This window comes from Bifidobacterium sp. UTBIF-68, from assembly GCF_006408855.1.
Classification (GTDB): Bacteria; Actinomycetota; Actinomycetes; order Actinomycetales; family Bifidobacteriaceae; genus Bifidobacterium; species Bifidobacterium reuteri.
In genome coordinates this window covers 151,233-175,766 of record NZ_JFAN01000004.1, presented here as the reverse complement: position 1 = coordinate 175,766, position 24,534 = coordinate 151,233, and the positions used below count along the sequence as shown (strand labels likewise).

The window sequence follows — 24,534 nt, the reverse complement described above, 5'->3', positions numbered from 1 at the left end:
CTGCGATGCGGGACACCTTCAGGATGCCAGAGCAGGGAAGGAGTGCGCCGAGTGTGCCGTACACTGGGAGTCGGTAATGACGTTCAGGAGGTTCCCCATTATGTCCAGAAGTGTGGTGCTTGCCGACCCGCGTGGATTCTGCGCCGGCGTGGATCGTGCGATCCTGACCGTGCAGACCATACTCAAGGCCGCGGAGTCATCGGGGAAACTGCACCGCGATGATGGGCTGCCTCCCGTGTACGTGCGCCGGCAGATTGTGCACAACAGGCATGTGGTCGAGGACCTCGCCGGCCAGGGTGCGGTGTTCGTGCAGGAGCTCGCGGAGATTCCCGACGAAGCTGCGGCGGCGGGTATTCCGGTGGTGTTCTCCGCGCATGGCGTGTCGCCCGAGGTCGTGGCGGAAGCCAGACAACGCGGCATGCACATCGTGGACGCCACCTGCCCGCTGGTGGGCAAGGTGCATCGCGAGGTGCTGCGGTTCGTGCGCGAAGGCTATGAGATCATCTATATCGGTCACAAGGGCCACGATGAGGCGGTCGGTGTGGTAGGGGAGAGCCCGGAGCATGTGCATCTCATTGAACATGCCGATGACGTGGCATCATTGGATTTCACGCCTGGCACGAAGCTGGTGCTGCTCTCCCAGACCACGCTCAGCGTGGATGAGACCGCCGATACCATCGCGGCGTTGAAAGCGCGTTTCCCGTGGATCGAGGAGCCGCCGAGTTCCGACATATGCTACGCCACATCGAACCGTCAGGCCGCGGTGAAACTCGTGGCCCAGCAGTCCGATTGCGTGGTGATCGTCGGGTCTGCCAATTCCTCGAATTCCGTGCGGTTGATGGAGGTCGCCCAGGAAGGGTTGGGAAGTCGAGGCAGAGCCTACCGTGTGGACGATGCTGGTGAACTTGATGCCCGATGGTTCCAGGATGTGGAGAACGTGGGTGTTTCCTCCGGTGCTTCAGTACCTGAAGAGCTGGTGTCCGGCGTCATCGATGCATTACGTGATTTGGGTTTCACCGGCGTGAAATCAGTGGAGACCATCAAGGAGAATATGCATTTTGTATTGCCGTCTGAACTCAGACGGCAATCTTCGCGGTCGCGGTAGCGCCCGCTCACTTCGCCTACAGAGAGTCCACTGGACTCTCTGTTTGACGGCTCAGTCGTCCGAGCTTCGCGGCCGGAAGCCTTCACGGTCGCGGTAGCGCCTACCACGTGCCGATCGGGGCGGCGATACCGTTGAGGACCTTGAGCAGATCATGCGGGTTCACGCCTACGGACAGTCCGCGTTTGCCTCCTGAGACCAGAATGGTGTCGAATTGCAGCGCGCTCTCATCCAGCACGGTCTTGTGATGTGTTTTCTGTCCTAACGGCGAAATCCCGCCGACCACATAGCCGGATTCACGCATGGCCACCTTCGGGTCGGCCATGGTGGCTTTCTTGGCGCCGGCGGCGGCAGCCAGGGCCTTCAGGTCCATATGCCCGCTGACCGGCACCACGCCTATCACCCGTTCGGTGCCCGTGTCCGCCATCAGCGTCTTGAACACCTGATGTTCGTCGAAACCGAGTTTGGTGGCCGCTTCCACGCCATAGCCATCGTCCATATGATCATTGGAATGCTCGTATTCGTAGAGCTGGAACGCCACGCCGGCCTTTTCCAGCTGCACGGTCGCCGGGGTGGAACCCGTGCCCTTGTCATGTTTGTTCTTCTTTGCCATGGTTCCTGTTCTACTACGAAGTGTCCTACTACGAAGTGTTTTATTGCGAATGCTCATACGAAAAAGCCCCCGCTCGAAGCGGGGGCTTCACTACGCAAGTTCTCTTGCGAACCTATGCGGCGTCAACCGCGATGATTCACTCGGAGATCTCGGCGAAGTACAGCAGGGTACGGATCATGTTGGAGGTGAAGCCGTACTCGTTGTCGTAGAAGGAGACGGTGCGAGCCAGGGTCAGGCCGTCGATGTTGTTCACGTCGGTCTGAGTCGGATCGAACACGCCACCGTGGGTGTCGCCGAGGATGTCGGAGGACACGATGCCCTCATCGTTGTAGCCGTAGTAATCGGTGTCGGAGAAGGCTTCCTTGAAGGCGGCGTTGATCTCGTCGGCGGTGACTTCCTTGTTCAGGACGGTGGTCAGCTCGGTGACGGAGCCATCCGGAACCTGGACACGCTGGGCGTGGCCCTGCAGCTTGCCGTTCACGGACGGAACGACCTTGCCGATGGCCTTGGCAGCGCCGGTGGAGTGGGCGATGGTGTTGATGCCGGCGGCGCGCAGGTTGCGGCCGGACTTGGTGCCACGCGGGCCATCCAGCAGCATCTGGGTGCCGGTGTAGGCGTGGATGGTGGTCATGAAGCCAGCGCGGATGCCGAACTTCTCATCCAGCAGCTTGACCATGGCGGCCATGGAGTTGGTGGTGCAGGAGCCTGCGGACACGATGTTGTCGGAGGCCTTGAGGATGTCGTGGTTCACGCCGAACACGACGGTCGGGGTGGTGTCATCCTTGGCCGGGGCGGAGATCAGAACCTTCTTGGCGCCGGCGTTCAGGTGGGCCTGGGACTTCTCGGCGGAGGTGTAGAAGCCGGTGCACTCGAGCACGAACTCGACACCGTCGTTCTTGACCCACGGGATGTTGTTGGCGTCCTTCTCGGCGTACACCTTGTATTCCTTGCCGTCCACCACGATGGAGTCCTCGGTGGCCTTGACGTCGACCGGGGTGCCGTCGTCGTGACGGAAGGTGCCGTGGGTGGAATCGTACTTCAGCAGGTAAGCCAGGGTGGCCGGAGTGGTCAGATCGTTGATGGCGGCAACTTCGATGTCACCAGCCTGGCCGCCGCGAGCCTGCAGCTCGAAGATGCGACGGAAGGCGAGACGACCAATGCGACCGAAGCCGTTGATACCAATCTTAACTGTCATGTAATTCTCCCTTGTAGGGTGGCGGACATGCGCTGTGCGCATACCGCGCCGTTGTTTACCAACAGTTGTTACTGTAATGCCGACTGTGTACACAAAGCAATGGCCGTACGTGTGTTTCGGGCAAAAAATACCCAAAAATTTGTGAACGCTCACATCCGCTGTGCCACCTGTTCTCGCGGGCTTTTCCGAACGTTCATGATGTGATGCCGTGAGGAAGGGGACGGAAGGGCGGGGACGGCCGCCATACTTGGCGTCATTCACGTACCAGAAGTGCGGATATTGTGGTGTCCAGCTGCCCGATATCGCCGGTGAAGTCATGGCAGTGGGAGACCGATGGCATCCCCGCCTCAATCGGGAAGGTGACGATCAGGGTGCCCTTTGTGACGCTGATGGAGGCGGCGGTGCCGTCGCGGAACTCGTTGCTCAGCCCCAGCGCCATCGTGTTGGTGAGCGTGCCGTCATGCAGTTCGTATTTCAGCCCTGATTCGTTCACGCCCAGCGAAACGTCGGACAGCGAGAACACGGACACCATGCGTCCGCTGCACTGCACCGGTTGGGCGGGGAATGCCAGCTCGCCGTCGCAGATCGCAGTGATCACGGTGTCATCGCCGTGCAGAAAGCCGGTCGCTCCATGCCGGGCGAGCAGACCCATCAGCTGGATGTTCGCGATCGTGTGGTCCATCCGGCCGCCGAGTCCGCCCCAGATATGGAACCGGCGGAATCCCGCGCCCCAGCCGATCTTCAGCGCCGACAGCATGTCGGGGTCGTCCTTTGTCGGAGGCAGTGCGATGGTCCGGGCGTCGGAATCGGGCCTGCGACCCTGAAGGGAGTCGAAATCCCCCACCACCACATCCGGCACAAGCCCGAGTGCGCGGACATGGTCGAGCCCTCCGTCTGCGGCCACTACGAAGGCCCCATCCGGCACCGTGGGGGTGTCGTAGTATTCGCCGGCTCCGAAAATCACGCAATCATCAGTCATACTGCCAACTGTAACCGTCATGCTGCTAGGCTTGCGCAACAGTGGACCACGTATGAGCGGAACAGGAGCGGGCATGGCACATATCACCGAGGCGAGCGAAAGGCCGATTCTCAAGTCGAAGGTGTTTCTCTACGTCACGGAGTTCTTCTCCGGTATGTCGGTGATGGCCGCCGAACTCGGCGCCTCGCGACTGCTGGCACCGTATTTCTCCAGTTCGCAGATCGTGTGGACCATCATCATCGGTACCATCATGATCGCGCTTGCCTTGGGTGCCGTGTTCGGCGGCCGGTGGGCGGACCGGGATCCGAACCCGGACAAGCTCTACCTGCGCATCATGGTCGCCGCCGTGTGGATCGCGCTCATACCGTTGGTGGGCAAATACCTGATCCTGCTCATCTCCGGACTGCTGATCGTCACGGTGTCCACGAACTTCCTGATCATCGCGGCGTTCATCTCATGCGCCATCATCTTCGTGCCGCCGCTGTTCCTGCTGGGCACGGTGACCGCCGGGCTCAACAAATTCGCCACCACCTCGCCGGAGGACAACGCCTCCGTGGTGGGCCGGCTGTCCGCCTGCAACACCATCGGTTCGATCCTCGGCACCTTCCTGCCCACGTTCGTCACCATCCCCGCAGTGGGCACATTCGTCAGCTTCCTGATTTTCTCCGGTGTGCTGCTGTTGATTCCGCTGGTGTATTTCATTTCGATCAAGGCGCATCGTGTGGCATGCGCGGTGTCGGCGGTGGTGTTCATCGTTACCAGCTGCGTCTCGCCGCTCACCGGATTCGCGTTCTGGGAGACCAACCTCGCCTATGAGGGGGAGTCCATCTACAACTATCTGCAGGTCAAGAACCTATCCGATCGGACCATTCTGTCCACCAACGTGCTCTTCGGCGTGCAATCCGTGACCATGAAAGATCCCGGGCTGACAGGCATGTACTATGACACGGCGCTTGCCACGCCGGCGCTCGCCGACAACGCGGAGTCCGCACTGATTCTCGGCATGGGCACAGGCACCTATGCGCGTCAGCTGCGACAGTATTATCCGGGGATGAAGGTCACCGGGGTGGAGATTGACCAGAAGATCACCGATCTCGCCGGACGGTATTTCGATGAGCCCGCAGATGTTCCCGTCTCCACGTACGACGGGCGCGCATGGCTCGCCGCCTCGCGCGACCGCTATGACGTGATCATGGTGGACGCCTATCAGGACATCACCATTCCTTTCCAGATGAGTTCGACCGAATTCTTCTCCATGGTTCGCGAGCACCTCAACCCCGGTGGTGTGATGGTGGTCAACATGAACATGGTGTCGGATGGTTCCGGTTCGATCAACGAGGCGCTTGCCGGCACCATCGCCAGCGTGTTCGGCCATGAGAACATGCTCACCGCCGATGTGCCGAACACCACGAACCGCGAGCTGTTCGCGAAAAAGTCATCGGGGGCAGGCGATGGAGACACAGCGGATGGAGAGATCCCCTCCAGCGATATGAAACAGGTTTCACGGTCCGAGACATTGCAGGACATCACGTATGATCGGACCGGCAGCGCATCGCTGGAATCGTACATGGGTGAGGTCGCAGGACGGTTCGCCGCAGTGGCGCAACCAACGGATTCCTCGCTCATCCTCACCGACGACAAGGCTCCGGTGGAGGTGCTCGGCATGCGGGCCATCGATCAGCTCATTGCCGAAGAAGCCGGTCCATACCGCGAGATCCTGCAGACAGAAGGTATCGGCGGGTTGCTGCGTGCGGTGCAGTGATACGGTGCAGTAGCGCGGTGCAGTAATACGGTGCAGCAGTGACCTCATGCACAGTTAATGCCTTGTGCCAGATATTCGTTTGAATGCATTTCCGGTTCCCTTGTCAGGGGAGCTGTCCTCCCGTGAAGCGGAACTAACGGGTAGTCATTTTGTCAACAAATGTGTGATACAGAACACTGGCGATGCAAAACCTCGGACCGACTGGCATTCCACTCCGCTCGCAATTCGTCGGCGGGGCGGAACCTCGGCATGACCGATGACTTGCTCCGCGGTCCTATTCTCAGCGGTGCAGAACCTCTAGCCGACCGATATCCCGCCCCGCTTACAGCCCGTCAGCGGTGCAGAACCTCTAGCCGACCGATATCCCGCCCCGCTTACAGTCCGTCAGAGGGGCGGAACCTCTAGCCGACCGAGAAATAACCACGCCGATCAACCCCAAGAGATGCAGAACCTCGGCGCGACCGATATCCCGCTCCGCTTACAGTCCGTCAGAGGGGCGGAACCTCTAGCCGACCGAGAAATAACCACGCCGATCAACCCCAAGAGATGCAGAACCTCGGCGCGACCGATGACCTGTTCCACTGTCCCCTTCTCAGCGGGGCGGAACCTCGGTTCAACCGATATTCCGCCCTACCTACAGCTCGTCAGTGAGGCAAAACCTCGAATCGACCATGTATCCGCCTCACTCACGACTTTCTCACGACTTGTCCGCGAGGCAAAACCTCTAGCCGACCAAGAAACAACCCCGCCAAGCATCCCCGAACAGGGCAGAACCTCGGCACGACCGACATCCCGCTCCGCTTACAGTCCGTCAGCGGTGCAGAACCTCGGATTGACCGAAAACATGCCCTGCTTGCAGCCCGTCAGCGGGGCAATACCTCGGACCGATTGGCATTTCGCTCCGCTTACAGTCCGTCAGCGGGGCGGAACCTCGGCGCGACCGATGACTTGCTCCACTGTGCCCTTCTCAGCGAGGCAAAACCTCTAGCCAGTCAAGAAACAACCTCGCTTGTGGCTTGCCCGAGGGGTGGAAGCACAATCTGATTGAGGTTTTGCTTCGGCAAGGTTTGTCTCCAGACAGGTTGTCTCCAGACAGGTTGTATCCAGACAGGCTGTATCCAGACAGGCTGTATCCAGACAGGTTCTGCCCCGGTAAGATACCCAGACAGGGTTACCCGGCGGACCGCCCAGGCGAATCTCGGCAGGCGACCGGCACGTCCTCTACATGAGGGCGACACGCGGCTCCGATCTGTCTTGCCTTATGGTAAGCTTCTCTTTTGGCTTGAGAAATCAAGAAAGCGGGGTAACCCCACCTGGAAACCTGTCAAGGTCTCGGGTTCAAGGCAACGGCCTCAATGATTGCGCATGCGATGCTGTCGGTAGGTATATCGGCGATTGATTCAGTTAGCGTAATCCGGTGCTTTTGCGATGCCGAACAGTGTCGCGGATGATGATGCTCGCCTCATGCGGGCTCGATGTTGTCGTGAATCCGATATGTTGATGGGAATTCAAGGCGGGTCCCGTGTAGAAACATGCAGAGGATTGGAGTCATCATCAGCGACGAACCACGTATTAACGACGAGATTCGCGTTCCGCAGGTGCGCCTGATCGGCCCGAAGGGCGAGCAGGTGGGCGTCATCGCGACCACAGTCGCGCTGAACCTGGCCAAAGAGGCGAACCTCGATCTCGTCGAGGTGGCGCCGAACGCGAAGCCTCCGGTCGCCAAGCTCATTGATTACGGCAAGTTCAAGTACAACGAGAAGATCAAGGCCCGTGAGGCCCGTCGCAATCAGAGCACTGCGGAAATCAAGGAGATTCGTTTCCGCCTGAAGATCGACGATCACGACTTCGATGTGAAGAAGGGTCATGTTGTCCGCTTCCTGAGTGGCGGCGACAAGGTCAAAGTGACCATCATGCTGCGCGGCCGTGAGATCTCCCGCCCGATCGGCGGTGTGGAACTGCTGCAGCGTCTGGCCGACGATGTCGAGGAATTCGGCACCGTCGAGTCCAAGCCGAAGCAGGAGGGACGCAACATCATCATGACCTTGGCACCCAAGGGCAAGAAGGTGCACACCCAGTCCGAGCAGCGTCGACGCGGAGCAGAATCCCGCGCCGAGCGTCAGGCTCGTCAGGCTGCGCGTCTTGCCGCCAAGCAGGAGGCTCAGGCTCAGGCCATCGCCGACGCCAATGCCTCGATTTCTCCCAAGACTTCCGATTTGAAGAAGCAAACCAGCAAGGAGGGCAGCAATGCCGAAGATGAAAACTAATTCCGCCGCTTCCAAGCGCGTTCGTATCACCGGCTCCGGCAAGGTGATGCAGGTCGGTTCCGCTATGCGCCACAACCTTGAGCACAAGTCCGCTCGCAAGCGTCGCGCCCTGTCCGCTGACGCCGTGCTGCGCGGTGGCCAGGCCAAGAAGCTGAAGCAGCTGCTGCAGAAGTGAGCCTCGGGCTTATACCAAACCAGATAAGACTTTCAGAAAGCTGAGGAATAGATTATGGCACGTGTCAAGCGCGCAGTGAACGCCCACAAGAAGCGTCGCGTTGTTCTCGAGAGGGCTTCCGGCTACCGCGGCCAGCGCTCCCGTCTGTACCGCAAGGCCAAGGAACAGCTGCTGCACTCCTTTACCTATAACTTCCGCGACCGCAAGGCTCGCAAGGGTGACTTCCGCAAGCTGTGGATCCAGCGTATCAACGCTGCCGTCCGCGCCGAAGGCATCACCTACAACCGCTTCATCCAGGGTCTGCACCTTGCTGGCATCGAACTGGATCGTCGCGCCCTTGCCGAGCTCGCCGTTTCCGACCCGGAGACCTTCAAGACCATCGTCGACGCCGCCAAGGCCGCTCTGCCTGAGGATGTCAACGCTCCTGCCGAGGCGTGAAGCCGACAGTCCGGTGGACTGTCGGTAGCCGAGGTGAGCGGCTATGCCGCGAAGGACGTGCGTGAAGCACGTCGGGCGTGAAGCCGACAGTCCGATGGGCTGATTCTGTAAGGAAAACCCCGCGATTCCGCGGGGTTTTCCGTATGCATGCCCCTATACCATTAAGCACCATGACCAGCAGCTTCGCCAGACTCACCGAACAGTTCATCGTCCATATCGGTGTGGAACGTGGACTTGCCGACGCCACTGTAAAGGCATATGAATCCGATATCGCCAAATATGTGGAATGGCTTGAGTCGCAAGGCATCAGCGATCCGAACGGCATCACCTCGAAGACCGTCGAGGATTACGTCGCATCCTTGGATGAAGCTGGGGAGTCCGCACGTTCGAAGGCCCGACGTATCGCGTCGTTGCACGAATTCCATCGTTTCGCGCTTGGCCAGCATATGGTGGCCGATGATGTCTCAGCTGCGGTGAAAGCCCCGAAAAGCGCATCGACCCTGCCAGACGTGCTCAATGTCGATGAAGTGACGAGGCTTCTTGACGCCGCAGCCGTGGGCGATTCCACTGATCCCGTAGTGCTGCGCAACAAGGCGCTGTTGGAATTCATGTACGCCACCGGATGCCGTGTCTCGGAAGCGGCCGGAGAGAACCTTGACGACATTGACCTGGACGAGCATGTGGCTCGTCTTATGGGCAAAGGGTCCAAACAGCGTCTGGTGCCCATCGGCAGTTATGCCTGCGAGGCGCTCTCCCAATATCTGGGTGCCGCCCGCGGTGAACTTGAACGGCGATCCACGTCCGGCGTGCCCGAACGTCGTGCACTGTTCCTGAACAAGCGCGGCCGGCGCATCTCCCGACAGTCCATATGGGAGGTGGTCAAGGACGCCGGCGCACGTGCGGGCATCACCAGGCCGCTGCATCCGCACACGCTGCGGCATTCCTTCGCCACGCATCTGATTCAGGGTGGAGCGGATGTGCGTACCGTGCAGGAGCTGCTGGGGCATGCAAGCGTGACCACCACACAGATTTACACCCACGTGAGCCCCGAGCACCTTATCGAAGCGTATATTTCCTCGCATCCGCGCGCGCGTTGAGTGCAGAGCCGGCAGCATGCTCCGCTCTGGTGGGTCACGCCCGTGCATGGCTATACGGAGGCCAGAAATCGGGCGATGCCGGCGAGTAGTCTGTGAGGGGTTGAGGTTTTTCGCGAAGGGTACGGCAGCGATGGAAGATTGGCGCGACGATCACGGGCTCGAAGACGGGTTCCGTCAAGGGACATTGCCGATGGCCGGAACGTATGTCGTTGCCCCTCAAGATGACGAGGATGTTGATAAGGTGGACAGTATGCCTACCGATTTGCTTGGACGTGAATATGAAACCTTCCCCGCTCCCGAACCACTGCAACAGCATGGCCCGGCCAGGGTCATTGCCATGTGCAACCAGAAAGGCGGCGTAGGCAAGACCACCAGTTCCATCAATATCGCCGGCGCGCTCGCCCAGTACGGACGCCGTGTGCTCATCGTGGATTTCGACCCGCAGGGTGCGGCCACCGTGGGCCTGGGCATCAACGCGAACGCCGTCGACAACACCATCTACACCGCATTGTTCGACATCTCCGTCGACCCCCATGACGTGGTGCAGCATACCGCATTCGAGAACATCGACATCATCCCCGCGAACATCGACCTGTCCGCCGCAGAAGTGCAATTGGTCACCGAAGTGGGGCGCGAGCAGATCCTCAACGGCGTGCTGCGCAAACTGAAAAACGAATACGACCTGATCATCGTGGATTGCCAGCCTTCCCTCGGCCTGCTGACGGTGAATGCGCTGACCGCCGCCGACGGCGTGATCATCCCGGTCGCCGCCGAGTTCTTCGCCCTGCGAGGCGTGGCCCTGCTCATGCAATCCATCGAGAAGGTGCAGTCCCGCATCAACCCCTCCCTCGAAGTCGACGGTGTGCTGGTCACCATGTACACCAACACCCTGCACTGCGAAGAGGTATGCCAGCGCATCTATGAGGCGTTCAAGGACAAGGTGTTCCACACCTGCATCTCCCGCTCCATCAAGTTGCCGGACTCCACGGTGGCGGCGGCGCCTATCGTCATCTATGCGCCGGGGCACAAGACGGCCAAGGAATACCGCGAGGTGGCGCGCGAGATGGTGGCGCGCGGCGTTGTGGCGTAATGGACGCCTCCGTATCCTCAGATTCGGGGTTCCAAGTCAATCTTGAGGTATATTCAGGGCCGTTCGATGTGCTGCTCGGCTTGATCGCCAACAACAGACTCGAGCTGACGGAAGTGTCGCTGTCCGCGATAACCGAGGAATTCCTGACGTACGTGCGTGGCCTCGACCTTATCAAGGCCACGCCAGGCGGAGGTGTGTCCGACCGGAACATGGATGAGGCCAGTGCGTTCCTGGACGTGGCCTCCATCCTGGTTGAGGCGAAGAGCGCCGCGATCCTGCCCCGAGACGAGGATGAACGCATTGACGACCAGAGCATGGAGGCGTTGCGGGAACGCGATCTGCTGTTCGCGCGTCTCATCCAATACCGGGCCTACAAGCAGGTGGCTTCGGATTTTCGCGACGCCATGTCGGCGAACGCCGGCCGTTTCCCGCATCCTGCGTATATGGATGAAACTGTCAATGCGATGCTGCCCGAACTGGCATGGACCATCACGCCACGTGATTTGGCCTTGCTGGCAGCCCGCGTGATCGCCAATGCGCCGGCCACAGAGGTGTCCGTGCACCAGCTGCATGTCCCTTTGGTCGATCTGCGCGCACAATCCGCACTGGTCAGGGGCCGGTTGGTGGAAGCCATGAAACGTAGTCCCGACCATGCCATGTCCTTTGCGGCGCTGACCCGCGATTGCGCGACCACACTCGAGGTGGTGGCGCGTTTCATGGCTGTACTGGTGTTCTTCAAACAAGGGGTGCTGCAATACCGGCAGGATGGACCGTTCGAGGAGCTGCGTCTGCGTTGGGTGCCCGGTGCGGACGAGACGATGGGTGACGTGAGCATATCCGAAGGAGACTTTGCCTGATGGTTGATGAGACGCCGCAGCCTGCAGTGGAAGGTGCAGTGGAGGAGTTCCCCGGTGGCCTGCCGGCATGCCTTGAGGCGATACTGATGGTTGCCGACCAGCCGCTGACCGCCGCGGATATGGCTCGCATACTGGGGGTCGCAGAATCAGTGGTGGACGATGCGCTGCTGCAGCTGGGCAAGGAATACGACGGAAGTACGTCTGAAGGCATCCGCCCGCGTGGCTTTGAATTGCGGCACACCGCTCGGGGATGGCAGTTCGCCAGCCGCGCGGCGTTCGAGCCCATCGTCTCCGCCGTCGTCACCGATGGGCAGACTGCGCGCCTGAGCCAAGCCGCGCTGGAGGCATTGGCGATCATCGCGTATAAGCAGCCGGTCACCCGCGCCCAGGTGGCTGCGATTCGTGGCGTCAATTCGGATGGCGTGATTCGTTCGCTCAGCATCCACGGGCTGATCAGGGAGAGTGGCGTCGATCCGGAGTCTCGCGCTGCGTTGTTGGCGACATCCGAACTGTTTCTGGACCGCATGGGGTTGGATTCCTTGGAACAGCTGCCGTCGTTGGCCCCATTCCTGCCTTCCGAATCGGAGATCGTCGATATCGCGCGCTCGAGGGGGAATGCGGATTCCGCGATCTGAGCATCGCTACAATAGTTATAGTCATGGTGACTATAAATCGTGCTATGCTGACAGGGCAAGGGAAGAACCAGGTCGGAATCAGGACTCGAGAGCATATGCTTCTGGGCTCTGATTCGGGGTTCGGTGTATGCGGCGGCAGTGCAGGAGGCGTCACGGTATGGGATTCGGCAATGTATCGGAACGTCGCAGCGCGCCGCCGCAGGTCGGCGTATCGGTGGTGATTCTGGCGCTTGGGCCGGAGCATGCCGAGGCGCAGGATGACTCAGGACGGTCGCAGTTATGGTTGCCGTTGGTCAGACGAGTCCGCCAGCCGTTCCTGGGCCGTTGGGCATTGCCTGGCGGAAACCTCCGGGCCGACCGTTCGCTCGAGCAGTCCGCGTTCGAGGCGTTGGAATCGACCACCGCGCTGCATCCCCGATATCTCGAACAGCTGTATACGTTCGGTGATCCCGATCGTTCGCATGGGGGACTGCCGATGGTGTCCATCGTGTACTGGGCGCTGGTCGAGCGGGAAGAGGCGAATGGAGTCGACCGGGGGAGCGACCTCGCGGACGCCATCGGCCGGGACGATGCCGGCAGTGACTCCAGCGGTGACGTCTCCGTGCGGGCCACCGCCGACGGCGACGGCAACGTGCGCTGGTTCCCGGAACACGATCTGCCTCCGCTCGCCTTCGACCATCGGGCCATCATCGATTACGCGTTGGAGCGGTTGCGGTCCAAAATCGAGTATTCGGATGTGGCCACGAGGCTCCTTGGGCCGACGTTCACGCTGCGCCAGCTGCACGACGTCTACGAGGCCATCGCCGGTCAGGACATCGATCTGGCGAACTTCCGCCGCAAGATGCTGGCTTCCGGCGATCTGGAGGATACCGGTCTCAAACGGCGCGAGGGACGGCAGCGTCCGGCGGCGGTGTACCGGTACGTGCCACGACGGCCGCAGGACGCCGGCTCCGCATATGCGATCGACCGCGCCGTCAAGCGGGACGAGGACGAACCGGATACCGTCGACAGCGCCCTTGCTGCGCTCATCCCCTCCGCACGCGGATAGGCGGCGTCACATCGACTGTTGCCGGGTGATGTCACTGTCCAATTGCGAATATCACATGTTCAACAACACAACACAACACAATGAGAAGAAGGTTCACTATGAGTGACACCAAGGAGAAAAGCTCCGCGCTCTCCGTGGAGGAACAGGGCATCGACACCATCGCCGAGTCCGACCGTCACGGCAGCCCGAAGGACCTGTTCTGGCCATGGTTCGCAGCCAACATCTCCGTGCTCGCCATGTCATATGGCGCATGGGCGCTGGGCTTCGGCGTTTCGTTCTGGCAGGCCACGCTCGCCGCGATTATCGGCATCGTCATATCGTTCCTGCTGGTGGGCATCGTATCCATCGCCGGCAAGCGGGCCAACGCTCCGACCATGGTCATCACGCGCGCCACGTTCGGCGTGGAGGGCGCCAAGGTGCCGTCCGTCCTGAGCTGGATCGCCACGCTCGGTTGGGAGATCTCCCTGACCACCACCGCGGTGCTGGCGCTGGCCTCGACCTTCCAGCGTCTTGGCTGGGGGAGCGGCGCCGCGCCGAAGATCGTCTCCACGGTAATCGTGGTCGGACTTGTGGTGGTCGCCGGCATCTTCGGCTATGACCTCATCATGAAGGCGCAGCAGGCCATCACCATCATCAGCGGCGTCGTGACCGTCGGCTTCCTGATCCTCGGCTGGTCGCACATCGATTTCTCCGCAGTCGGCTCCGCCGCCGACGGCTCGATTCCGGCCATGCTTGGGGCGCTTCTGTTCGTGATGTCCGGCTTCGGTCTGGGATGGGTGAACGTCGCAGCCGACTATTCCCGTTATCTGCCGCGCAAGTCCTCCAACTCCGGCATCGTGTTCTGGACCACGTTCGGCGCATCGCTGGCTCCGGTGCTGCTGGTCATCTACGGCGGCCTGCTGGCCGTGTCCAACAAGGATCTCGCCGATGCCGTGGGCAACGACCCGATTGGCGCCATGGGCTCCATCCTGCCGACCTGGTATCTGGTGCCGTTCACCATCGTGGCCGTGCTCGGCCTCATGTCCGGTGCCATCATGGACAACTACTCCAATGGGCTGGCGCTGCTGAGCTTCGGCATCAAGCTGCCGCGCGTGGCCGCCGCCGCACTTACCGCGGCGCTTACCGTGCTCGGCGTGGTTTATGTGACCTTCTTCTCCGACACGTTCATCGGCCCGTTCCAGGGCTTCCTCATCACCCTCGGTGTGCCGATGGCGGTGTGGACCGGCCTGTTCATCGCGGACGTGCTACTGCGCCGCAAGGACTACGACACCGATGACCTGTACAACGCCTCCGGCCGCTATGGTGCATGGAACGTCAAGTCCCTGGTGATCCTCGTGGTCGGCACCATCGTCGGCTGGGGCCTTGTGGTCAACTCCTATGCGAGCTGGCTGGAATGGCAGGGCTACTTCCTCGCCCCGTTCGGCGGCAAGGAAGGCGCATGGGCGTCCGCCAACCTCGGCGTGATCGTGGCGCTGGTCATCGGACTTGTCGGCGCCCTCATCTTCCAGCGCGGCGACATCGCCAAGCAGGAACAGGACTGACAGGTTACAGGCAATACGCAAGAAGGAGACACGATGGGCATCCCATCCGATGAATGGCTGGTCGTCATCGACCGCCAGAAGGTATTCGCCGAATCCGACTGGTCCGACTGGGCCTGCCCCGACGGCTCGTTCCACACCACCGACGCCGCGTTCGAGGCGCTCGCCAAGGCATACGGCGACCGGGTCGTCTATACGCGATACGTGGCGCCAACACCCGCCAAGGACGCGTGGGTGGACTACTTCAAGGATTGGCCGCAGTTCCTCGTCCCGCCGGACGATCCGATGTACGACCTGACCGAAGAGACCGCTGCGCTTGCCGCCGGACATCCTGTCGTCAGCCGTGACACCTTCGGCAAGTGGGGAGACGAGCTGGCCAAGGCGATCGGCGGCGCCAAGAAGATCGCCCTGTGCGGCGTGGCCACCGATTGCTGTGTGGTCACCACGGCGCTCGCCGCCGCCGATGCAGGGATCGCCGTGCGCGTCGCCGCCGATGCCTGCGCCGGGTCCAACCCGGAGAACCATCAGCGCGCCCTTGACACGATGGCCCTGTTCTCACCGCTGATCACCGTCACCGATTCCGCCGCGATCCTTGAATGAGCCGTCAGCTCCTGCGCATATCAAAAGGCGACGGATGGATGCGTGGAACCAGGGAGGGTCTTGCGCATCCATCCAGCCGGTCAAGGTATGCCGGTAATATCGTTGCGGTTTGTGTGTAAGTACAGGTAAACGCCTGAAAGCAAGTACTCAAGTACGCAAGTACCGAACGATTACGCAACAGAATCAGTATTAAGAGAGGTTTCGATGGCGGTTCGTGGAGATATCCGTAATGTGGCGATTGTGGCTCACGTCGATCACGGCAAGACCACCCTGGTCAATGCCATGCTCAAGCAGTCCCACGTCTTCTCCGATCGTGAGGAAGTGCCTGATCGTGTGATGGATTCCAACGCGCTGGAACGCGAGAAGGGCATCACCATTCTGGCCAAGAACACGGCCGTGGAATACACGGGCCCGCTGGCTGCCAAGTACGGCTATCCGGACGGCATCACCCTCAACATCATCGACACCCCCGGCCATGCCGATTTCGGCGGCGAGGTGGAGCGTGGTATCTCCATGGTCGATGGCGTCGTGCTGCTCGTGGACGCCTCCGAAGGCCCGCTGCCGCAGACCCGCTTCGTGCTGCGCAAGGCCCTTGAGGCCAAGTTGCCGGTGATTCTGTGCATCAACAAGGTCGACCGTCCGGACGCCCGCATCGACGAAGTGGTCTCCGAGGCCACCGACCTGCTGCTCGGCCTCGCGCAGGACGTGGTGGAGGAAGGCATCGACCTCGACCTCGACCACCTGCTGGACCTTCCGGTCGTCTACTGCGCCGCCAAGGCCGGCTATGCTTCGATCAACCAGCCCGAGAACGGCGGTCTGCCGGACAACGACAACCTCGAGCCGCTGTTCGAGGACATCATCAAGTACATCCCCGCGCCTGAATATGAGGAAGGCGCACCGTTGCAGGCTCACGTGGCCAACATCGACTCCTCCGACTTCCTCGGCCGACTCGGTCTGGTCCGCATCTACAACGGTACGCTGGAAAAGGGCAAGACCTACGGCCTGTCCCGTGTGAACGGCACCATCGAGAACTTCCGCGTCGCCGAACTGCTGCGTACGCAGGGCCTCGAGCGCACCCCCGTCGAGACCGCGGGCCCCGGCGACATCGTGGCCGTCGCCGGCGTGAACGACATCATGATCGGCGAGACCATCGTCGACCCGAACGATCCGAAGCCGCTGCCGCTCATCCACGTGGACGACCCGGCCATCTCCATGACCTTCGGCGTCAACGATTCCCCGCTGGCCGGCCGCGAAGGCAAGGATCACAAGCTGACCGCCCGCATGATCAAGGATCGCCTCGATCGCGAGCTGATCGGCAACGTGTCCATCAAGGTGCTCCCCACCGAGCGTCCCGACGCATGGGAGGTGCAGGGACGCGGTGAGCTCGCCCTGGCGGTGCTCGCCGAGGAGATGCGTCGAGAAGGCTACGAGCTGACCGTCGGCCGCCCGCAGGTGGTCACCAAGAAGATCGATGGCGTGGTCAACGAGCCTATGGAGAACACCACCATCGACGTGCCGGAGGAGTACATGGGTGCGGTCACCCAGCTGCTCGCCGACCGTAAGGGCCGCATGGACTCCATGTCCAACCACGGCTCCGGCTGGGTGCGTCTGCAGTTCACCGTGCCTTCCCGTGGCTTGATCGGCTTCCGTACTGCGCTGCTCACCGCCACCCGCGGCACCGGCATTGCATCCTCGATCTCTGCTGGCTACGCTCCGTGGGCCGGTTCCATTGTGACCCGCCAGAACGGTTCGATGGTCTCCGATCGCGCCGGTGTGGCCACGCCGTACGCCATGCAGCGTCTGCAGGCCCGTGGCAACTTCTTCGTCGAGCCGCAGTCCAACGTGTATGAAGGCCAGGTCGTGGGCGTGAACAACAAGCCCGACGAGCTGGATGTGAACATCACGCTGGCCAAGCACATGACCAACATGCGTTCCTCCACCGCCGACGTGCTTGAAACCCTCACCCCGCCGATCAAGATGAGCCTCGAGGAGAGCCTCGATTTCGCCAACGAAGATGAGTGCGTCGAGGTCACGCCGGAAGCCACCCGCGTGCGTAAGATCATCCTCAACCGCGAGGACTGGTACAAGTGGCGCGCCAAGCAGCGTCGTCAGAATAATCAAACCAAGTAGTCTGATTATTCAGACGACGCTGCCTTCGCGGATGCCCTGTGGTGGCATCCGCTCACCTCGGCTACGGACAGTCCACTGGACTGTCCGTTTCACGCCTCGGCATCGTCAGAATAATCAGACCAAGTAGTCTGATTATTCTGACGACCTTCGCGGGCGCTTGTGATGCGCCCGCTCACTTCGCCTACGAAAAGCCCACTGGGCTTTTCGCTTGACGGCTCAGCAGAATAACGCCGCTACGAAGTAGTCTGATTCGATATTCATGCCGGCTTTCCCGTTTATGGGGAGCCGGCGTGATCATATGTACATGTACTTGGGACGTACGTATGATGGGGCGCATGAATCTGCGAACGAATGATCCGCTTCCTTGGTCGCATCGGCAGAACGAGCTGGTCAGAGCGTTGATTACAGTGCTGTCCGGCGCTCTCGCCGCATTCGTGGGCACCTTTGCCCATCGTATGGGTGCGGATATCAATATCCCCTATGGACTGGTGCTGGCGTTCCTGCTGATCATCCTGTCGACATGGTGCGCACGATCGCGCATGGGTGTGATAGGTCTCGCGCTGCATCTCATCGCCTCCTCGATGACGGCATGGGGGCTGGCCCTCACCACCACATCCGGCAACGCATTGATTGTGGCCGGATTCCAAGGCGATATGCCGTATTTCACCCAACACGCCGGATATATCTGGTTGTATGGGCTGGTGCTCGTGCAGGTGATCATGCTCGTCGTGCCGGCTCGCTGGTTCACTATGCCCGCCAAGATGCAGACGATGTGACACGGTATACAGGAATCCGCCGTTACCATAGAACGTTATGGCGCGTATTCAACTGTATTATCTAGGCCCTGAGGGTACGTTCACTCATCAGGCGGCAATGACGGCCGCCGATCAATTCGCCCCGCTGGGTGATTTCGATCTGGTTCCGTCGCCGAATGTCCCAGCCATAATGAACGCGGTGCAATCGCATCACGGATGGGGCGTCATCGCATGGGAGAACAATGTCGAAGGGTATGTGGTCCCGAATCTGGATGCACTGATAGATGCCACCGATGCGGCCGGTTTCGCCCGTATCAACGTTGATGTGTCCTTCAGCGCCTTCACCGTTCGCGGCCATGGCATATACGACTGCACCGGCGATACCGTCAGCGCCCATCCGCATGGTCTGGCACAATGCACGCGGTTCATCGCCGAACATCGGCTCACGCCGACGCCGGCATCATCGAATGCGGCGGCCTGCCGTGATCTGAAGCCAGGACAGGTGGCGCTGGGTCCGAGCATCTGCGGCGCGCTGTATGGTCTCGACACTCTTGCGGACCATGTTCAGGATTTCGACGGTGCACGCACCGACTTCCTCGTCATCGCACCCAGAGACCAGGTGCAGGAGCTCAACTCCCGTGCCCGACACGGTGGCGCCACTGATTTCGAGACCATCATCACGTTCATTCCGCTTGCCACCGGCCCCGGGGTCGTGGCGAACGTGCTCGATGTATTGCGCATCGCGGGTTTGAACATGACCAGTTTCATATCCCGTCCCATCAAAGGCCATGATGGGACGTACATGTTCATAGACACGCTGGATGCCGCGCCTTGGGAACCTCGATTCCAGAAGGTATTGGAGATGTTGGCCATGCAGGGCATCTGGCTGAAGACCCTGGCCGTCTATCCGCGTCGTGAACGCGCGAACCCGCCGGTCGATGCCTGGATGCTGCCCGAAGGCGGCATCCACATCGATATCGATGAGCGGCGTGTGCCTGAAGGCTGGCAGTACGACCAAGAGGTGAGAAAGGAACTGCTGTGGTAGATACGGTTGGTGTTGTAGGACTCGGATTGATCGGTGGGTCGCTCGCCAGACGTCTGGCGGCAGGCGGCACGAGGGTGGTTGCTTGGAATCATAGGCCTCACCCTTATGCGCAGGCCGAAGCGGACGGCATTGTCTGCGCAAGGGATCTGCGCGAACTCATGGATGCCGCCCCGGATGTGGTGGTGCTGTGCAACCCGCTGAAGGCCATGCCGTCCGTGCTTGCCGCACTGGCTCCGTTGCTTGCGCAGAACCCGCGTGTCACGCTTACCGATGTCGGGTCGGTCAAGGGCGTGGTCCGCGAACAGGTCAGGGAAGCCGGATTGGAAGCTTGCTACGTGGGTGCGCATCCGATGGCGGGCAATGAGCTGTCTGGTTGGAGTGCCGCTGACGCCCATCTGTTTGATGATGCGCTGTGGGCGGTCACCGTGGAAGAGGACACGGAATACCGCCGATTCTTCGACGTCGCCTCGATGATCACCCAACATGTGGGCAATCGTCTCATCGTGCTCGATGACGAGACACACGACAAGGCAGCAGCGATGATCTCGCATATGCCTCATGTGGTTTCCACTGCATTGATCAACGAACTGACAGCGAACCCCGACCGTAATATCGCCGCGGCGTTATCCGCCGGGTGCTGGCGGGACATGACCCGTGTCGCATTGACCGACCCCGACCGTACACGGGCCATGGTCGAAGAGGATGCGGTGAACGTGGAAGTACTGTTGCGCCGCATGGCTGCGAGGCTCACCGACATGGCCGATTGGCTGCACGATGCGGATGCGTCGCAGGTAAGGGGCTTCTTCGCCGAAGGTGATCCATTCCGCAGATACAAGTCGGCGATTGCGCATTCCGATTCATTCGCGAATCGGGAGCTTGAGATTCCGGAATCGGGATGGCAGCAGGCATTGCTGTTCTCAGCACGCCGCGGCGAGGCCATCATCGGCTTCGTTCACTTGAGGCAGGCCATCATACAGGTGCGTCCCTCGGTGTGAGCTGGAGGCCTGTCGTGTCGTCTGCTCAGAGGTTGGCCTCCTAATGAGAGAGCCGGCAGCGAATCAGACAAGGGGAGAGACAGGCTGTCTGAGTCCTCGCACAATGCGGCACTCGTCTACGGGCGGGGCCGGGTGCGCGGACGCTCCGGCACCGGCTTGAGCGTGGCGATCTGCTCCTGATGGATGGTCACATTCTGCGCAGGACGCGACCCGTTGGCGGCCGCATCACGCACCATCTCCAATGTGTACCCATCCCATGAGGTCACGTGGCCCACATAATCACGGAATTTCATGCGGCCGTCCGCCGGGTCGATGCCATCGGTGATACGCACCACAACCCGTGCGCCTACAGGAATCTGTCGTGGCAATGTCATGATTATCGTCCCCTTCGTATGTCATGAACCTCAACGCTGAAGCCTTCGGCTTCCAGAATACTCCGCCATTGATGACGACTCATGCATCATCGCCATTCGGCGGTTATTCGGAGGCGACTGCGTCAAGTACAGGTTGCTTCAGCGCGCGTGACGCGGGGGAGACGGACGCTATCAGTCCCACCAGAATCGAGAGCGCGAGGAACACCGCCAGCTGATTCCAGGGAATGCTCAGTGTGGACAATCCGTTTGCCTCGTACACCGCACGAATCACCACGCCGGCGGCAACGCCTACCACCATGCCCAGCACCGTGCCGAACACGGCGATGATCGCCGCCTCGATGCCCAGCATGCCGCGTATCTGTGCGCGCGAGGTTCCTATGGCGCGCAGCAGGCCGATTTCCTTGGTGCGTTCGGAGACTGATAATGCCAGCGTATTGACAATACCGAAGATCGCGATCACGATTGACAGTGCCAGCAGGGCGTAGAGCACCAGGAGGATCTGATCGACCATCGAACTCATCGTGGATTTGAATTCGTCGCGATTCTGCACGTTCACCACGTAATACGGTTTCACGGCATCGATGAGCCTCGTCTTCAGGCCATCGAGATCGATTCCTGACTTCCCGTTGATGAACAGCATGATGGTGAACATCGTGTATTTGTTGGCGATCTTGTTTGCCGCATCATCGTTCATCAGCACCATGGAACGGTAGATGGAGTTCTCGATGATGGCGCCCACCTTCATCGTGACGTGCGTCGTCTCGTTCTTGGTCTTCACCATGGTCGCCGGATCGACGTTCTTCGCATCATCGCTGACCTTCTCTATCTCCTTGGTTTTCGCCTGTGCCCCGGCCATATCGCCGGCGGCCATCAGCTGCTGCGCCTGAGCGGTCAGGTTGTCGATGGTTCCCTTGACCTGAGCCTGATAATCGGCCTGGGCCTTGGCTGTCGCAGCCTCGTCGACCACGACCTGCCGACCATTGACCCTGACTTCATCGCCGACTTTCCAACCATTGTCCTTGGCCACTTCGAGACCGACCACCAGCTCGCCGTCGCGCAACGCCTTGTCTGCATCGCCAGCATTGGTCACCGGGGCGAACACCTTGGTGAAGAGCGAAGGCTGCTCGGCGAACGTCATCGCAGAGGCCTCGTCGTCGCCGGAGCCATATGTCACGCCCATCAGCATGCGGCTTTGTGATACCGTGTCGATGCCTTCGGTGTTCTTTATGGCCTCAATCGCGTCATCGGGGATCTGTCCGTTGGACACCGACATGGCGGAGAAATCCGATTTGAGTCCGGAATCCACAATGCCGGCCACGGAGGCCTTGGCCGAGGAGGCGATCACGCCAAGGCAGCTGACGATTGCGACACCCACGAACAACGCCGCCGCGGTGTTCGCTGTGCGTCGCTTGCTTCGCGACAGGTTGCGAGTAGCCAGTCTGCCCGTCACCGTGAACACATGCGACGGAATCCAACCGAGAACGGCACTGGTTGGCGTCACCAGTGCGGGGGCCAGCACAATGACGCCGATTACGATCAGGCCGGCGCCGATGCCCAGCGGCCAGCCGGTGCCCAGCGTCGTGGCCAGATCGTTGAACCGGCTCCAGGGGGATACCTCGCCTCCGTTGGTGTTGACCCATGCGATGCGCCAGCATACCGCCCATGCACAGACGCCCAACACCATCATGATCGCGCCGATGATGCCACGTGGCCATACCGGTTTCTCCGGGTTCACCGTTTCGTTCATGGCTTGGATGGGAGGGGCCATGGCAGCACGGCGAGCCGGAAGAGATGCCCCGATAAGCGTGACGAGGACGCCCACGATCAAGCCGACCAGCATGTCGGAGACGCTCGGATTCACGGCGCCGGTCATCGGCGTGCCCATCCGGGCCATCAGCGCCACGATGCCCTTGACCATGCCCCAGCCAAGGCCGATGCCGATTCCGGACCCCACCAAGCCGAGAAGAACGGCCTGTACAGCCACTGTGACGAAAACCTGGACGGGGGAGGCTCCGATTGAGCGCAGCAATGCATAGCCGCGCATCGATTCGCGCACGATCATAGAGAACGTGTTCGTGATAATGAACGAGCCGACGAACAGGGCGATGATCGCGAATATGAGGATCAGCGGCTGGATGAAGCCCAAAGCCTTCTTGGTGCTTGCGGCGTTGTCGTCGCGCACGCTCTGCCCGGTCACGGCGACGGCGTTCGCATCGGCAGGCAGCGCCTTGTTGATTCGGTCGGCGAGCGTTTGCTGCTGTTCCACGCTGAGAGGCTGTCCCTGGGCTGCCGACCCGTAGACGGTCAGATAGCGGGCGGTGCCGATCTGCCCGGATTGCTGCTGGAAGTACTCTTTGGCGGTGGCCGGGTCGAGGCCGATGATGATTGCGCCGGCCTGGGAGGAGGCGGTGGAGAATATGCCTACCACGCGTACGTCGGCAGGTCCGTCCGGATATACGAGCTTGGTGGTGTCGCCGACGTTGAGACCGGCGGTTTCGGCCGCGAACGTGTGCAGGGTGATCTCATCCTTGGCCTTCGCCCATCGGCCTTGGGTCAGTGTGGCCGAACGCCATGTTCCTTGCGACAGTCCCATGCCGGAGGTCATGCCTCCCATGGTGGATACGGCGTTGCCGTCCTTGCCCACCAGCACCAGACCGTTGACCTCGTACACCGCTTCAGCGGTGTCCACGCCCTGAACGCTGCCGATGGTGTCCACCAGGGAGACATCGATGCGGTTGTAGTTCTTCGATTCCGTGGAGGTCTGGGTGGAATCCGAGCCTGACTCGGAGCCTGAGGATGAGGCCGCGAATGATGCCGACGTGTCATCCTTCTGTTCCGTGTCGCCCCGCACATACACGTCGGCATCGGAATTCGAGGCCAGCATCTGATCGACCTGATTGTTCATCATTTCGCGGAAGCAGAACGATCCCACCACGAAGCTCACGCCGAGCGCGATGGCGATGATGGACATGACGAATCGCCCGAAATGCGCGCGGGCGTCACGCAGACCGATCCTGATCATGCGTTCGGCTCCGCGTCGCCGTCCTCGTTGCCTTCGTCGGCGAAGACCTCGAGAATACGGTCATAGGAGGGATGCCTCAGGTCCTGCGTGATGTTGCCGTCGGCCAACACGAGCACACGATCGGCATAGGAGGCTGCACGGGGATCGTGCGTCACCATGACAATAGACTGCCCATACTGTTGCACGGATTGTTTCAGGAATCCCAGAACCTCACGGCTGGAATGGGAATCGAGGTTGCCGGTGGGTTCGTCGGCGAAGATCACGGATGGGCGGGCCATCATCGCGCGTGCGCAGGCCACGCGCTGCTGCTGTCCGCCGGACAGTTGGCTGGGGCGATGCTTGAGCCGATGCTCCAAGCCCACCACGCTGACCACCTGCTTGAACCAGGCCCGGTCGATGGGTTTTTTCGCTATCTGCAACGGCAGCAGGATGTTCTCTTCGGCGGAAAGGGTGGGCACCAGATTGAACGACTGGAAAATGAAGCCGATCTGCTCGCGCCTCAGCTTGGTCAGTTGTCTCTGGTTCATCGCGGAGACCTCGAGCCCTTCCACTATTACCTTGCCGCTGGTCGGTTGGTCAAGACCCGCCATGCAATGCATGAGTGTGGATTTGCCGGAGCCGGAGGGACCCATGATCGCGGTCATCTGGCCGCGCTCGAATTCCACGTTGACATGGTCCAGAGCCAGTACGCGATTGTCTGCGTCGCCGTACACTTTGGTCAGGTCGATGGCTTGCGCCACCACATGGTCATCCATCCCATTGCGCTGTTCCGAATCGCGTGTGGTGCCTTGCCTGCTGTGACGAGCCATGGTGAATC

General features: G+C 60.9%; 22 protein-coding genes. 16 read left to right on the top strand and 6 right to left on the bottom strand.

Translation table 11 applies throughout. The features are described from left to right. Positions 1-100 precede the first annotated feature (100 nt). On the top strand, positions 101-1,105 hold the full coding sequence (locus BW14_RS01905; RefSeq protein WP_044088813.1) for a 4-hydroxy-3-methylbut-2-enyl diphosphate reductase: 1,005 nt from the start codon (positions 101-103) through the stop codon (positions 1,103-1,105). Positions 1,106-1,205: 100 nt separating this feature from the next. Here BW14_RS01905 and ybaK read toward each other — a convergent pair whose 3' ends face one another. The 3 genes from ybaK to BW14_RS01890 form a co-directional block, all read right to left on the bottom strand. Beyond that, a complete protein-coding gene (gene ybaK / locus BW14_RS01900; protein WP_140489166.1) occupies positions 1,206-1,715 on the bottom strand; it encodes a Cys-tRNA(Pro) deacylase in 510 nt (169 codons plus the stop codon). Between the two features lie 136 nt (positions 1,716-1,851). Continuing rightward, the gene (gene gap / locus BW14_RS01895; protein WP_140464920.1) at positions 1,852-2,910 is read right to left on the bottom strand and encodes a type I glyceraldehyde-3-phosphate dehydrogenase; all 1,059 of its coding nucleotides are present in this window, start codon (positions 2,908-2,910) and stop codon (positions 1,852-1,854) included. A gap of 253 nt (positions 2,911-3,163) precedes the next feature. Further along, positions 3,164-3,889: a thiamine diphosphokinase gene (locus BW14_RS01890; RefSeq protein ID WP_044088816.1), complete on the bottom strand. Its 726-nt coding sequence runs from the start codon at positions 3,887-3,889 to the stop codon at positions 3,164-3,166. Between the two features lie 73 nt (positions 3,890-3,962). On the opposite strand from BW14_RS01890, the gene BW14_RS01885 reads away from it, so the two are divergent. From BW14_RS01885 to BW14_RS01815, 15 genes are all read left to right on the top strand, one after another. Then, entirely contained in the window at positions 3,963-5,651 is a 1,689-nt protein-coding gene (locus BW14_RS01885; RefSeq protein ID WP_140489165.1) for a spermidine synthase, read from the top strand. A 1,532-nt stretch (positions 5,652-7,183) separates the two neighbouring features. Further along, complete coding sequence (gene infC, locus BW14_RS01880; protein WP_044088819.1) at positions 7,184-7,918, top strand: translation initiation factor IF-3; 735 nt, start codon at positions 7,184-7,186, stop codon at positions 7,916-7,918. After that, positions 7,899-8,093, top strand: coding sequence for a 50S ribosomal protein L35 (gene rpmI / locus BW14_RS01875; protein ID WP_044088820.1), 195 nt, complete (start codon positions 7,899-7,901; stop codon positions 8,091-8,093). The genes infC and rpmI overlap by 20 nt, the downstream gene beginning before the upstream one ends. Before the next feature lie 54 nt (positions 8,094-8,147). After that, positions 8,148-8,531 carry a 50S ribosomal protein L20 gene (gene rplT, locus BW14_RS01870; protein WP_044088821.1) on the top strand — a complete coding sequence of 128 codons (384 nt, stop codon included), beginning with the start codon at positions 8,148-8,150 and terminating at the stop codon, positions 8,529-8,531. 170 nt (positions 8,532-8,701) lie between these two features. Then, positions 8,702-9,628 (top strand): site-specific tyrosine recombinase XerD, encoded by a 927-nt coding sequence (gene xerD / locus BW14_RS01865; protein ID WP_044088822.1) that lies wholly within the window; start codon positions 8,702-8,704, stop codon positions 9,626-9,628. Between the two features lie 250 nt (positions 9,629-9,878). Continuing rightward, positions 9,879-10,718 (top strand): ParA family protein, encoded by an 840-nt coding sequence (locus BW14_RS01860; RefSeq protein ID WP_044088912.1) that lies wholly within the window; start codon positions 9,879-9,881, stop codon positions 10,716-10,718. Continuing rightward, entirely contained in the window at positions 10,718-11,575 is an 858-nt protein-coding gene (locus BW14_RS01855; protein ID WP_044088824.1) for a ScpA family protein, read from the top strand. Before BW14_RS01860 ends, BW14_RS01855 begins: the two co-directional genes overlap by 1 nt. Continuing rightward, positions 11,575-12,210 (top strand): SMC-Scp complex subunit ScpB, encoded by a 636-nt coding sequence (scpB, locus tag BW14_RS01850; protein ID WP_044088825.1) that lies wholly within the window; start codon positions 11,575-11,577, stop codon positions 12,208-12,210. The genes BW14_RS01855 and scpB overlap by 1 nt, the downstream gene beginning before the upstream one ends. 157 nt (positions 12,211-12,367) lie before the next feature. After that, positions 12,368-13,258 carry an ADP-ribose pyrophosphatase gene (locus BW14_RS01845; protein WP_044088826.1) on the top strand — a complete coding sequence of 297 codons (891 nt, stop codon included), beginning with the start codon at positions 12,368-12,370 and terminating at the stop codon, positions 13,256-13,258. Between the two features lie 98 nt (positions 13,259-13,356). Beyond that, on the top strand, positions 13,357-14,799 hold the full coding sequence (locus tag BW14_RS01840; RefSeq protein WP_044088827.1) for a cytosine permease: 1,443 nt from the start codon (positions 13,357-13,359) through the stop codon (positions 14,797-14,799). 33 nt (positions 14,800-14,832) lie between these two features. Continuing rightward, on the top strand, positions 14,833-15,396 hold the full coding sequence (locus BW14_RS01835; protein WP_044088828.1) for an isochorismatase family protein: 564 nt from the start codon (positions 14,833-14,835) through the stop codon (positions 15,394-15,396). Between the two features lie 204 nt (positions 15,397-15,600). Beyond that, positions 15,601-17,526 (top strand): translational GTPase TypA, encoded by a 1,926-nt coding sequence (gene typA, locus BW14_RS01830; RefSeq protein ID WP_140489164.1) that lies wholly within the window; start codon positions 15,601-15,603, stop codon positions 17,524-17,526. A 335-nt stretch (positions 17,527-17,861) separates the two neighbouring features. Continuing rightward, on the top strand, positions 17,862-18,302 hold the full coding sequence (locus tag BW14_RS01825; protein ID WP_044088830.1) for an alcohol dehydrogenase: 441 nt from the start codon (positions 17,862-17,864) through the stop codon (positions 18,300-18,302). A gap of 37 nt (positions 18,303-18,339) precedes the next feature. Beyond that, positions 18,340-19,326 carry a prephenate dehydratase domain-containing protein gene (locus BW14_RS01820; protein WP_044088831.1) on the top strand — a complete coding sequence of 329 codons (987 nt, stop codon included), beginning with the start codon at positions 18,340-18,342 and terminating at the stop codon, positions 19,324-19,326. Further along, positions 19,320-20,321 (top strand): prephenate dehydrogenase/arogenate dehydrogenase family protein, encoded by a 1,002-nt coding sequence (locus tag BW14_RS01815; RefSeq protein ID WP_044088832.1) that lies wholly within the window; start codon positions 19,320-19,322, stop codon positions 20,319-20,321. The genes BW14_RS01820 and BW14_RS01815 overlap by 7 nt, the downstream gene beginning before the upstream one ends. A 116-nt stretch (positions 20,322-20,437) precedes the next feature. Here the strand turns inward: BW14_RS01815 and BW14_RS01810 are convergent, their stop codons facing one another. The 3 genes from BW14_RS01810 to BW14_RS01800 all read right to left on the bottom strand — a co-directional run bounded on the left by BW14_RS01810 (position 20,438) and on the right by BW14_RS01800 (position 24,526). Beyond that, positions 20,438-20,695, bottom strand: a complete 258-nt coding sequence (locus tag BW14_RS01810; RefSeq protein WP_044088833.1) for a DUF6725 family protein — start codon at positions 20,693-20,695, stop codon at positions 20,438-20,440. 103 nt (positions 20,696-20,798) lie between these two features. Further along, a complete protein-coding gene (locus tag BW14_RS01805) occupies positions 20,799-23,717 on the bottom strand; it encodes an ABC transporter permease (protein WP_044088834.1) in 2,919 nt (972 codons plus the stop codon). Beyond that, the gene (locus tag BW14_RS01800; protein ID WP_140489163.1) at positions 23,714-24,526 is read right to left on the bottom strand and encodes an ABC transporter ATP-binding protein; all 813 of its coding nucleotides are present in this window, start codon (positions 24,524-24,526) and stop codon (positions 23,714-23,716) included. Before BW14_RS01800 ends, BW14_RS01805 begins: the two co-directional genes overlap by 4 nt. Between the last annotated feature and the right edge of the window lie 8 nt (positions 24,527-24,534).